The sequence below is a fragment of the Stenotrophomonas sp. YJH_SMC_20 genome (assembly GCF_059367845.1).
Genome location: NZ_JCAFRG010000004.1, coordinates 37119 through 49059, shown reverse-complemented (window position 1 = coordinate 49059; position 11941 = coordinate 37119). Strand labels below are relative to the sequence as shown.

11 protein-coding genes are annotated in these 11941 nt (G+C 67.6%); 2 read left to right on the top strand and 9 right to left on the bottom strand.

Annotation, left to right across the window (positions count from 1 at the left end):
- The gene (locus AC5P6A_RS08575) at positions 1-3210 is read left to right on the top strand and encodes a CusA/CzcA family heavy metal efflux RND transporter (protein WP_171952455.1); all 3210 of its coding nucleotides are present in this window, start codon (positions 1-3) and stop codon (positions 3208-3210) included.
- A 130-nt stretch (positions 3211-3340) separates the two neighbouring features.
- On the opposite strand, the gene AC5P6A_RS08570 is transcribed toward AC5P6A_RS08575, so the two are convergent.
- From AC5P6A_RS08570 to AC5P6A_RS08535, 8 genes are all read right to left on the bottom strand, one after another.
- Positions 3341-5113, bottom strand: coding sequence for a DUF885 family protein (locus AC5P6A_RS08570; protein WP_180876321.1), 1773 nt, complete (start codon positions 5111-5113; stop codon positions 3341-3343).
- A gap of 252 nt (positions 5114-5365) precedes the next feature.
- Positions 5366-5713, bottom strand: coding sequence for a lipid-A-disaccharide synthase N-terminal domain-containing protein (locus AC5P6A_RS08565; protein ID WP_180876319.1), 348 nt, complete (start codon positions 5711-5713; stop codon positions 5366-5368).
- On the bottom strand, positions 5713-6435 hold the full coding sequence (locus tag AC5P6A_RS08560; RefSeq protein ID WP_019661749.1) for a glycosyltransferase family 2 protein: 723 nt from the start codon (positions 6433-6435) through the stop codon (positions 5713-5715). The genes AC5P6A_RS08565 and AC5P6A_RS08560 overlap by 1 nt, the downstream gene beginning before the upstream one ends.
- 90 nt (positions 6436-6525) lie before the next feature.
- A complete protein-coding gene (locus AC5P6A_RS08555; RefSeq protein WP_111102317.1) occupies positions 6526-7491 on the bottom strand; it encodes an NAD-dependent epimerase/dehydratase family protein in 966 nt (321 codons plus the stop codon).
- A gap of 85 nt (positions 7492-7576) precedes the next feature.
- On the bottom strand, positions 7577-8500 hold the full coding sequence (locus tag AC5P6A_RS08550) for a ParB/RepB/Spo0J family partition protein (RefSeq protein ID WP_005411652.1): 924 nt from the start codon (positions 8498-8500) through the stop codon (positions 7577-7579).
- Entirely contained in the window at positions 8500-9297 is a 798-nt protein-coding gene (locus AC5P6A_RS08545; protein ID WP_019661751.1) for a ParA family protein, read from the bottom strand. The genes AC5P6A_RS08550 and AC5P6A_RS08545 overlap by 1 nt, the downstream gene beginning before the upstream one ends.
- A gap of 113 nt (positions 9298-9410) precedes the next feature.
- Positions 9411-10049 carry a 16S rRNA (guanine(527)-N(7))-methyltransferase RsmG gene (gene rsmG / locus AC5P6A_RS08540; RefSeq protein WP_346714990.1) on the bottom strand — a complete coding sequence of 213 codons (639 nt, stop codon included), beginning with the start codon at positions 10047-10049 and terminating at the stop codon, positions 9411-9413.
- A 39-nt stretch (positions 10050-10088) separates the two neighbouring features.
- A complete protein-coding gene (locus tag AC5P6A_RS08535) occupies positions 10089-10688 on the bottom strand; it encodes a 4'-phosphopantetheinyl transferase family protein (protein ID WP_155030362.1) in 600 nt (199 codons plus the stop codon).
- Positions 10689-10772: 84 nt separating this feature from the next.
- Between AC5P6A_RS08535 and AC5P6A_RS08530 the strand changes: the two genes are divergently transcribed.
- Positions 10773-11024, top strand: coding sequence for a GlsB/YeaQ/YmgE family stress response membrane protein (locus tag AC5P6A_RS08530; RefSeq protein ID WP_005411656.1), 252 nt, complete (start codon positions 10773-10775; stop codon positions 11022-11024).
- An 80-nt stretch (positions 11025-11104) separates the two neighbouring features.
- Here AC5P6A_RS08530 and xth read toward each other — a convergent pair whose 3' ends face one another.
- The gene (xth, locus tag AC5P6A_RS08525; RefSeq protein WP_346714989.1) at positions 11105-11872 is read right to left on the bottom strand and encodes an exodeoxyribonuclease III; all 768 of its coding nucleotides are present in this window, start codon (positions 11870-11872) and stop codon (positions 11105-11107) included.
- Positions 11873-11941: the final 69 nt, after the last annotated feature.

Genomic DNA, 11941 nt, shown 5'->3' with positions numbered 1-11941 from the left:
ATGTTCAAGCTGATCATTGAAACAGCGGTGCGCCACCGCTGGCTGGTGGTGTTCATGGCCGCGCTGATCGCGGCCGTGGGCCTGTTCCAGCTCGGCAAGCTGCCGATCGACGCGGTGCCGGACATCACCAACCGCCAGGTGCAGATCAACACGGTGGCCCCGGCGCTGACCCCGGAGCAGATCGAACGGCAGGTGACCTATCCGCTGGAAACCGCGCTGGCCGGCATTCCCGGCCTGACCACCACCCGTTCGCTGTCGCGCAATGGCTTCTCGCAGGTCACCGCGATCTTCACCGATGCGACCGACATCTACTTCGCCCGCCAGCAGGTGGCCGAACGCATGCGCGAGGCATCGGAGGACCTGCCCGATGGTGCGTCGCCGATGCTGTCGCCGGTCACCACCGGCCTCGGCGAGGTGCTGATGTGGACGGTGGACTTCACCGCGTTCGATCCGGCCAAACTGGCCAAGCCCGATGAAGCGGGCTGGCAGGCCGGCGAGGTCTACCGCACGCCGGAAGGCAACCTGCTGCGTACACCCGAAGAACGTGCGACCTACCTGCGTACCGTGCAGGACTGGATCATCGCGCCGCAGATGCGTTCCAGCCCGGGGCTGGCCGGCGTCGATACGGTCGGTGGCTACGTCAAGGAATACGGCGTGCATCCGGACAGTGCCAAGCTGGCCGCGCACGGCCTCGGCCTGGCCGACCTGGTCACTGCCCTGCAGCGTTCCAACGTGCAGGCCGGTGCCGGTTTCGTGCAGCGCGCCGGCGAAGGACTGGTGGTGCGTGCCGATGGCCTGGCGCTGACCACCGACGACCTGGCACAGGCGCCGGTCGCGACCCGCAATGGCGTGGTGGTGCGCGTGGCCGATGTGGCCGACGTCGACCTGAGCCGCGCGCCGCGCCTGGGTGCGGCCAGCCGCAATGGCCATGAAGCCGTGCTGGGTACCGCGCTGATGATCGCCGGTGGCAACAGCCGCACCGTGGCGCAGGCCGCTGCGGCGCGCCTGGAACAGGTGAACAAATCGCTGCCGGCCGACATCGTGGCGGCACCGGTGCTGGACCGCAGCGTGCTGGTCAATTCCACCATCAAGACCGTGGCCAGGAACCTCACCGAGGGCGCACTGCTGGTGGTGGTGGTGCTGTTCCTGCTGCTGGGCAACCTGCGTGCGGCGACGATCACCGCGCTGGTGATTCCGCTGTCGTTCCTGTTCGCAGTGATCGGCATGAACCGCTTCGGCATCAGCGGCAACCTGATGAGCCTGGGTGCGCTGGACTTCGGCATCCTGGTGGACGGTGCGGTGATCGTGGTCGAGTCGACCCTGCTGATGCTGGGCCAGCGCCGCGCCGAACTGGGCCGTGCGCTGACCGCGATGGAACGGCTGCGCGTGGCCGCCGATTCTGCGCTGAAGATGGCGCGCCCGGCGGCGTTCGGCCAGCTGATCATCCTGCTGGTGTTCGCGCCGATCCTCACCCTGGAAGGCGTGGAGGGCAAGACGTTCCACCCGATGGCGGCGACCTTCATGCTGGCCCTGGTCGGTGCCTTCCTCTTCTCTTTCACATTCGTGCCGGCGATGACGGCGCTGCTGGTGCGCGAGCCCAAGGTGAAGGAAGGCGATGCGCATGCGGACGACGGCGAGCACGAGACCAGGCTGATACGCGTGCTGCGTGCGCGCATCGAGCCGGTGATCCGCAAGGCCGTGGCGCATCCGCGCACGGTAGTGGCCAGTGCGGTGATGATGGTGGTGGTGGGCATCGGCTCGTTCTCGCTGCTGGGCCGCGAGTTCATGCCGACGCTGGACGAAGGCAACGTGGCGATGCAGGCCCTGCGCGTGCCATCGACGTCGCTGGAGCAGTCACTGGCCATGCAACTGGCGTTGGAAAAGGTGATTGCCAAGCAGCCGGAAGTGGAGACCGTGTTCTCGCGTACCGGTACCGCCGAGGCGGCGATCGATCCGATGCCGACCAATATCTCCGACAGCGTGATCGTGCTGAAGCCGCGCAAGGACTGGCCCGATCCGAAGCTGGACAAGGAAGCCCTGGTGGCGCGCTTCGAGAAACTGGCCGGGCAGCAGCTGGGCAACAGCTTCGAGTTCAGCCAGCCAATCGAGCTGCGCTTCAACGAGCTGATTTCCGGCGTGCGTACCGACCTGGCCGTAATGATCTTCGGCGATGACTTCAGCCAGCTGCAGAAGGTGGCCGACCAGGTGGCGTTGAAGCTGCGCGCGGTGAACGGCGCGGCCGACGTGCGGGTGGAACAGATCTCCGGCCTGCCTACGCTCAACGTAGCGATCGATCACGTGGCGGCGGCGCAGTACGGGCTGACCGCCGCGGACGTGAGTGATGCGCTGTCCACCGGCATTGGCGGCACTGCGGCCGGCAAGATCTTCGAAGGTGATCGCCGCTTCAACGTGGTGGTGCGCCTGGACGATGCCTCGCGCAACGATCCGGACCAGCTCGCGTCACTGCCGATCGCCACGCCGTCAGGGCTGGTGATTCCGCTGTCGTCGGTGGCGCGCATCACGGTGAGCGAAGGGCCGAACCAGATCAGCCGCAACAATGGCAGCCGCCGTGTGGTGGTGCAGGCCAATGTGCGTGGCCGCGACCTGGGCGGCTTCGTCGGCGAGGCACAGGCCGCGGTGGCCGACGTGGCACTGCCGCCGGGTGCCTACCTGACCTGGGGCGGTCAGTTCGAGAACCTGCAGCGCGCGGAGAAGCGGCTGGCGACGGTGGTACCGGTGGTGTTCCTGCTGATCGGCAGTCTGCTGTTCATGGCGCTGCGCAGCGGCAAGGAAGCCATTCTGGTGTTCAGCTGCGTGCCGTTGGCGCTGGTCGGCGGCATCCTCGCGCTGCTGCTGCGGGGCATGCCGTTCTCGGTATCGGCAGCGGTCGGCTTCATCGCCGTGTCCGGCGTGGCGACCTTGAATGGCCTGGTGCTGATGCAGGCGATCCGCGAGCGCCTCGACGCCGGCGACCTGCCGCTGCAGGCGGCGATCAACGGTGCCTCCAGCCGCATCCGCGCGGTGCTGACCACGGCGCTGGTAGCGATCGTCGGCTTCATTCCGATGGCGATTGCCAGCGGTTCCGGTGCGGAGGTGCAGAAGCCGCTGGCGACGGTGGTGATCGGTGGCCTGATCACCGCCACCGTGCTGACCCTGCTGGTGCTGCCGACGTTTGCCGCACGCGTGGCCAAGCCGCGGGCGGTGGGGTGAGGTGAGAGGGGGTCGGAGCCCCGCCCTTCGGGCGGGGCTCTGACCCGATCGCATCACGCTCGCCGGGCATGGTCCGGCGCTACCACCGCGCATTCTGGTAGCGCCGGGCCATGCCCGGCGACGCGTCGGGTCAGGCCTTCTTGCGCTCGGCGATGTAGGCCTGGATCTGCTGTTCCAGCACAGGCAGCGGCACCGAGCCCTGCTTGAGCAGGGTGTCGTGGAAACCCTTGATGTCGAACTTGTCGCCCAGCTCCTTCTCGGCCTGCGCACGCAGGCGCACGATGGCGATCTCGCCCAGCTTGTAGCTCAGCGCCTGGCCCGGCCAGGAAATGTAGCGATCCACTTCGGTGGTCACTTCATGCTCGCTCAGCGCGGTGTGGTCACGCAGGTAGGCCAACGCCTGCTCGCGGGTCCAGCCCTTGCTGTGCACGCCGGTGTCGATCACCAGGCGCGCAGCACGCCACATCTCGTAGGTCAGGCGGCCGAAATCCTCGTACGGGGTTTCATAGATGCCCATTTCCACGCCCAGCTTCTCGCAGTACAGCGCCCAGCCTTCGCCATAGGCGGAGATGTAGGCGTTGCGGCGGAACTCGGGCAGGTTCTTCTGCTCGGCGGCGATGGCGCCCTGCAACGCGTGGCCCGGATCGGACTCATGCAGGGTCAGTGCCGGCAGGTTGTACAGCGGGCGCGACGGCAGGTTGTAGGTGTTGAGCCAATAGGTGCCCATGCCACCGCGGCCGGCGGTCCAGAACGGCGCGATGTCCGGCGGCACCGGCACGATGGTGAAGCGCGCGCGCGGCAACGTCATGTACTTGCCCAGCTGGCCATCGGTTCGCTTGGAGATCCACGCGGCGCGTGACAGCAGCTCTTCCGGCGTCTTGGCGTAGAACTGCGGATCGGTACGCAGGAAGGTCAGGAACTCGGCGAAGCTGCCCTTGAACTTCACCTGCTTGATGATGTCGTTCATTTCCTTCTGGATGCGTGCCACCTCATCCAGGCCGATGCGGTGGATCTCCTCCGGCGACAGGTCCAGCGTGGTGTATTCGTGGATCTGCTGCTTGTAGTACGCCTTGCCATCGGGCATCGCTTCGGCGGCCAGGGTGGTGCGCGCCTGCGGCACGTACTCGTTGACGAAGAAGGTGCGCAGCTGCTGGAACGCCGGCACCACCTTGCCGCTGATCGCTTCACGCGCCTGCGCCTGCAGCCTGGCCTGTTCGGCGGCCGGGATGCTGTTGGGCAGCTTCTTGAACGGCGCGTACAGCGGCGATTCGGTCGGGTCCTTCAGCTCGGCGACGGTGGCGATGGACACTTCGCGGCCATCCAGCACCGCGCGCGGCACGCTGAAGCCGCGCTTCAGGCCGGCGCGCATGTTCTCGGTCTGCTGGCCGAAGTAACGCGGCACATCGTTCAGCCGTGCGATGTAGTTCTGGTAGTCCTGTACGGTCTTCATCTCGCGCCGGGCCATGAAGGACAGGTTGGACCAGAACGAGGAGTCGGCGTTGAACGGCATCTCGTAGCCGCGCAGGCGCACCTCTTCGGCGAGGTTGAACACCTGGTCGCGGTAGATCGCGTAGTTGACCTGGTTGTCGGGCGACAGGGTCTTCGGGTCGATCTTCTTCAGCGCGGCCAGGGTCTCGTCCCACACCTTCAGGCGCGCCTGCTGCGCGGCCGGGCCGACGTCGGGCATGCGGGTGGCATTGGCCGGGGCGTCCTCGTCCTCGCTGGCCTCGCCGCCGCCATCCTGGCGCCACTTCCATTCCTTCTCGTACACCGCACGGAAGGCGGCGTCGGCGGGCGATTCGGTGGCCACGCTGGCCGGTGCGGCGGTGGCGGGCGGTGCAGCCAGCGCCACGGCGGGGGCGGACAGGGCGAGCAGCAGGGCAACAGCAAGACGGGTTTTCACGAGCACAGGTTCCCGGGAAGGCAGACCCCGATGATGGCACCGCCCACGGCTCATGGCATGGGACGAAGGTCCTGCCTGCAGCGCAGGCAGGACCGGGAACCGGCCGCAGGCCGGGGCCCAAGCGCCGCAGGCGCGTGGTAGAGCCGACTGTCAGTCGGCTGCTCTTCGGCCAGACGTGGCAAAGCCCGCGCTCCGCGCCAAAGTCGACTGACAGTCGACTCTACCCACGGCAGACCGCATCCCGGCGCAGCTTCAGTGGCTGGCCTTGTCGCGCTTCCAGCCGCGGTGCTTGATGTCCAGGTGCAGGCTGTACAGCGCGGTGAACGCCGGGAACAGGTTCTGCAGCACACCCACCGAGTCCTGCTTGGCCGAGAACAGGAAGTAGCTCAGCGTCATCAGGCTGCCGATCACGCTCATGTACCAGAACAGGCGCGGGATGACGGGCTTGCCGGCACGCCTGGAGGCGATGAACTGGACCAGCCAGCGGCCGCCGAACATCAGTGCGCCGGTGTAACCGATCAGCTTCCAGCCGGTTACATGCAGGCCGGTCCAGTACAGCCAGGTCAAGGGCTGATCCAGCCAGTGAAGCTCCAGATCCATCAGCGCTCCTCCACCGCGGTGCGCTTGCTTCGGGTGATCAGCCAGGCCACGCCACGCAGATCGCGGATGCCGACCAGCGCGCGGCCGAGGTTGTTGTACTTGGACACACCGGCGGTACGGTGGCGGTGGTTGACCGGCACGCTGGTGGTCTTCCAGCCGGCGCGCTGCATCAGCGCCGGCAGATAGCGGTGCATGTGGTCGAAATACGGCAGGTCGAGGAACGCGCTGCGTTCGAACAGCTTGATGCCGCAACCGGTGTCTGGGGTGTCGTCGCGCAGCATGCGCGCACGGATGGCATTGGCCCAGCGACTGGCCCAGCGCTTGCTGCTGCTGTCCTGCCGGTTGACGCGCCAACCGGCGAACAGCTTCACCTGCGCGTCGGCGGCGTCGCGTGCGGCGAGCAGCTTGGGAATATCGGCCGGATCGTTCTGGCCATCGCCATCCAGGGTCGCGATCCACGGCGCCCGCGCATGCTTGACGCCGGTGCGCACCGCCGTGCTCTGCCCGCTCTGGTTCACATGGTGCAGCACGCGCAGTTCCGGGGTGGTTGCCTTCAGCCCCTGCAGCACCGCCAGGGTGTCATCACGCGAGTGGTCGTCGATGTAGACGATCTCGAACGGCAGCCGGCCACGCAGCGCAGCGGTGATTTCGGCGACCAGCGGGGCAACATTGTCGCGCTCGTTGAACACCGGGACGACAACGGAAAGCTCGGGTTGGCTCATAAGGCACTCGGCCAAAGGGGGGACAAAGACCGCGCATTCTCCGAAACCGAGGTTATCCGAAGATGAACCCGGCGGCATGAGGATCCATTCTCAGGCGCGATCACCAAAATACTCGCGGCACCACTGCACCACAGGCGGCAGGCCTTGTTCGATCGGGGTCACCGCATCGAAGCCGAAAGCGTCATGTGCGCGCCGGGTATCGGCCATCGTGCGCACCATGTCGCCGGGCTGCATGGGCTTGTAGACCTTCTGCGCGGGGCGGCCGGCGGCCTGCTCGATCACGCTGATGAAGCGCTCCAGCTCGACCGGCGTATGGTTGCCGAGGTTGAACACCCGGTGCGGCACCGGGCCGTCGGCCGGATGCGCGAGGGCGCCGAGGATACCGGACACAATGTCGGAGACATGTGTGAAATCGCGCTGCATACGGCCTTCGTTGAACACGTCGATCGGCCGACCGGCCAGCACCGCCCGCGAGAACAGCAGCGGTGCCATGTCCGGCCGGCCCCACGGGCCATACACGGTGAAGAATCGCAGCCCGGTGGCATGCAGGCCGTACAGCTGTGCGTAGGTGTAGGCCATCAGCTCGTTGGCCGCCTTGGTCGCCGCGTACAGCGAGCGCGGCTGGTCCACGCGCTGGTCCTCGGAGAACGGCGGCGTGGCCGAGTCGCCATACACCGAACTGCTGGAGGCATACACCAGGTGCTGCACGCCACGGTGGCGGCACAGCTCGAGCATGTTGACGAAGCCGACCAGGTTGCTGTCGACGTACGCCTGCGGGTTTTCCAGCGAATAGCGCACGCCGGCCTGTGCAGCCAGATGGATCACGGCGGTCGGCTTCACTTCGTCGAACAGCGCGGCCAGGCCTTCGTTATCGGTCAGGTCCAGCGTGCGCAGGTCCAGCGCCGGGCACAGCGCGGCCACGCGGTCACGCTTGATCTGCGGGTCGTAGTAATCGTTGAAGTTGTCCAGACCGACCACGGCCTGGCCGGCCTCCAGCAGCGCGCGGGCGGTGTAGGCACCGATGAAGCCGGCAGCGCCGGTAAGCAGGATGGTCATCGCGGGTCTCGATCAAAGCACCCCGCTGCCATCGGCGTGGCCGACGTCGCGGGGATGCGTCGGCCGGCGTGATGTGGCGCCGGGTTCAGCCCTGGCGCGTACGCAGCTTTTCCAGCACACCGTCCAGGGTGTCCAGATCGGTGTAGTGGATGATCAGCTTGCCCTTGCCGCCACGGCCGTGGTTGATCGCCACCTTGGCACCCAGCGCTTCGGACAGTTCGGTTTCCAGCGAGGCGATGTCGGCCTGCTGCACCTTCGGCGTCGCCACCGGGCGGTTGCTCGGCACCTTGCCGGCGGCGAAGGCCTGCGCACGGCGCTCGACCTCGCGCACCGACCAGCCTTCATCGGCCGCTTCCTGCGCCAGCTTGCCGGCCAGCTCGGGAGCCAGGGTCAGCAGCGCGCGGGCGTGGCCCATTTCCAGGCGGCGGGTTTCCAGCAGCAGCCGGATCGCCACCGGCAGCTCCAACAGGCGCAGCAGGTTGGACACCGCCGCGCGCGAGCGGCCGACGGCCTCGGCGGCCTCCGCATGGGTCAGGGTGAACTCGCTGATCAGGCGCTGCAGCGCCTCGGCTTCTTCCAGCGGGTTGAGGTCTTCGCGCTGGATGTTCTCGATCAGCGCCATCGCGATGACGGTGCGGTCTTCCAGCTCGCGCACCACCACCGGCACTTCGTCCAGCCCGGCCAGCTGCGATGCGCGCCAGCGGCGTTCACCGGCGACGATTTCGTAGTTGCCCGCCGGCAGCTGGCGCACCAGGATCGGCTGGATCACGCCCTGCGACTTGATCGAGTCGGCCAGCTCGGACAGCTTGCCCTCGTCCATCTCGCGGCGCGGCTGGTACTTGCCCGGCTGCAGCTGGCCGACCGGCAACTTGCGCAGCACTTCACCCGGCAGCGGCTCGATCACCGCGGTGGTGGCCTGCACCTGGCTGACCGCGCCCTTCGGGCCCAGCAGCGCGTCCAGGCCACGGCCGAGGCCTCGCTTCTTGGCTGCCGGCTTGCTGCTGGTCATCAGACGGTCTCCACGGCCTTGCCGGCCTTGTTGCGTTCGTTGTTGCGGCGGATGATCTCGCCGGCCAGGCCCAGGTAGGCCACGCCACCGCGCGAGGCGCGGTCGTAGCCGACGATGCTCTGGCCATGGCTGGGTGCCTCGGCCAGGCGCACGTTGCGCGGCACGATGGTGCGGAACACGCGGTCGCCGAAGTGCTCGGTGAGCTCGGCCGACACTGCGTTGGCCAGGTTGTTGCGCACGTCGAACATGGTGCGCAGCACGCCTTCGATCTCCAGCGCGGGGTTCAGGCTGGTGCGCAGCGCTTCGATGGTTTCCACCAGCGCGCTCAGGCCTTCCAGTGCGTAGTACTCGCACTGCATCGGCACGATCACCGAATCGGCGGCGGCCAGCGCGTTGAGCGTCAGCAGCGACAGCGCCGGCGGGCAATCGATCAGGATGTAGTCGTACTCGTCGCGGATCGGCGCCAGCGCGCGCTTCAGCCGCTGCTCGCGCTCGCTCTGGCCCATCAGCTGGATCTCGGCGGCGGTCAGGTCGATGTTGCCCGGCAGCAGGTCGTAGCCTTCGGCGGTCTGCACGCGCACATCGGCGGCGCTGTTCTCGCCCAGCAGCAGATCGCAGGTGGAGGCCGCCAGCTCACGCTTGTCCACGCCGCTGCCCATGGTCGCGTTGCCCTGCGAGTCCAGGTCGACCAACAGCACGCGCTTGGGTGCGTTGGCCAGGGAAGCGGCCAGGTTGACGGCGGTCGTGGTCTTGCCGACGCCACCCTTCTGGTTGGCGATGGCGATGATGCGGGCCATGCGGGTGTGCCTCGTCGACGGATGGTTGGGACCGGTCATTATGCGTACAACCGGCCCCTTGCGGAAATCGTGGATCGCCAACCCGTTGTTCCACAAAGGGCTGGCGGCGGGAATCAGGGACCTGTAACGGTGACCAGGTGGCGTTCGCCGGCCAGGCCGGGCACGCTCAGCGGGGTCACCTCACGCACCTGCCAGCCAGCCGGCAGTTCCGCGATCTCCTCATGCGGGTAGACGCCCTTCATGGCCAGCAGCACGCCGCCGGGCCGCAGCAGGTGGCCACCGACGCGGACGATGCCGGCCAGGGTGTCCATCGCGCGGGCGGTCAGCTGGTCATAACGGCCGGCCTCGTCCAGCGCCTCGGCGCGCGATTCGGCCACGCGGGCATTGCCCAGGCCGAGCTGGCGCACGGCCTCGCGCATGAAGCGCGCCTTCTTGCCGTTGCTCTCGACCAGGGTGACCTGCAGGCCCGGGCAGGCGATCGCCAGCGGGATGCCCGGCAACCCGGGACCGGTACCGAGGTCGGCCAGGCTGCCATCAGCCACGAACGGCTGCATCGCCAGCGAATCGAGCAGGTGGCGGGTAACCATCTCCTGCGGGTCGCGGATGGCGGTGAGGTTGTAGGTGCCGTTCCAGCGGTGCAGCAGGGCCAGGTAGCGCAGCAGCGGCGGCGCCAGCGCGGCGTCCAGGCCCATCCTGGCCAGGCCCTGTTCCAGCGTGGCAGCCACGCTGGCGGGAAGTGGGTGTTCGCTCATGCCGCCATTATCGCCGGTTTTGCGCGCTGATTCCCCGCTTCAGTGCGGATACCAGGCCAACGCCGCACGGAACTGGCCGCTGGCCTGCCATTCGTGCAGGTGCCAGCGCGCGGCCTCGCCCAGTTCCGGGTCGCACCAGCGCAGGTGCAGGGCGCCATCGGCCCCCGGCGCCAGCTGCAGGCGGTGCAGGCCGAACGAGATGCCCTGGCCGTGCGCCTTCAGGATCGCCTCCTTGACGCACCACACGCGGAAGAACCAGTGCTCGCGGTCGGCCTCGTCCAGGCGTTCCAGCCAGGCCGCCTCCTGCGGGTGGAAGAAGCGCCGCACGATTTCCAGAAGACGAGGCCGCGGCCGCAGCAGTTCCAGGTCCACGCCCAGCCGCACGCCTTCGCCCAGCGCCACCAGCAGCACCTCACCGCTGTGGCTCCAGCCGGTCCCGTAGTGGGCCAACGGGCCGCTCAGCTCCGGCCGGCCCTTGTCGTCACGGACCAGTGGCAGCGTCTGCGGATCGGTGCCCAGCGCCTGCGCCAGTACCTGCCGGGCCTGCGGTTCACCGCGCTGGCCCGGCACGTGCGGGCAGCGCCAGACCGTCACGGGGCCGAAGCGCCAGGGGCCGTCGAGGGTGGCTGGCAGGCTCATCCGCACGCGCCCATCACGCAATTGCACGACGGGTTCACAGCCGTGCGCGTCAACTGGTCACAGTTCCCCACCGGAGGTTCGATCATGGGCATCATCATCTGGCTGATCGTCGGCGGCATCGTAGGCTGGCTGGCCAGCATCATCATGAAGCGCGATGCCCAGCAGGGCATCATCCTCAACATCGTGGTCGGCATCGTCGGCGCGCTGATTTCCGGCTGGCTGTTCGGCGGTGGCATCAACGAAGCGATCACCATCCGCACCTTCCTGTTCTCGCTGATCGGTGCGGTGATCCTGCTGGCGATCGTCAACCTGTTCACCCGCAAGAGCATACGGTGATCTGGGGGTAGCGCCGGGCCATGCCCGGCGTCACCCTGCCGCCGCTGCGCTCGCCGGGCATGGCCCGGCGCTACCTCAACTCAACCCAACTGCACCCAGGCCGGCGCATGGTCACTCGGGCGTTCCCAGGTGCGCGGCTCGCGGTCGATGCCCGAAGCCACCGCACCGCTCTTCAGCGCATCGGAAACCAGGGTCAGGTCGATGCGCAGGCCCAGGTTGCGGCGGAAGCCGGCGGCGCGGTAATCCCACCAGCTGAAGGTACCCGCCTCGTCGTTGTGCAGGCGGAAGCCATCGTGCAGCCCCAGCTGCAGCAGCTTGTTCAATGCACCGCGCTCGGCGGTGGAGGTCAGGATGTGGTTGTCGTTCCACACCTCCGGGTCGTGCACGTCGCGTGCGTCCGGGGCAATGTTGAAGTCCCCCATCACGATCAGCTTCGGGTGCCGCTGCAGTTCCTGCGCGATCCACGCGTGCACCGCGTCCAGCCAGCGCAGCTTGTACTCGTACTTGTCGGTGCCGATGTCCTGGCCATTGACTACGTACAGGTTGATCACCCGCAGGTCGCCGAAGGTACCGGCAATGACGCGCTTCTGTTCGTCCTCGAAGCCGGGAATGCCGATCTGCACGTCCTGCGCCGGCTCACGCGACAGCAGCGCCACGCCGTTGTAGGTCTTCTGGCCGGCGAACACGCTGCGGTAGCCGGCGGCGATCAGCTCAGAATCGGGGAACTTGTGGTCCTCCAGCTTGGTTTCCTGGATGCCGACGATGTCCGGGCCGAAGTCCTTGAGCCACTGCTCCAGGTGCGGCAGGCGGACATTGAGCGAATTGACGTTCCACGAGGCGATTTTCATGGGGGCATTCTACCCGGGTGGCCGGGATGGGGCTCGGGCCGGATTCCCGTGCAGAGCCGAGCCCACGCT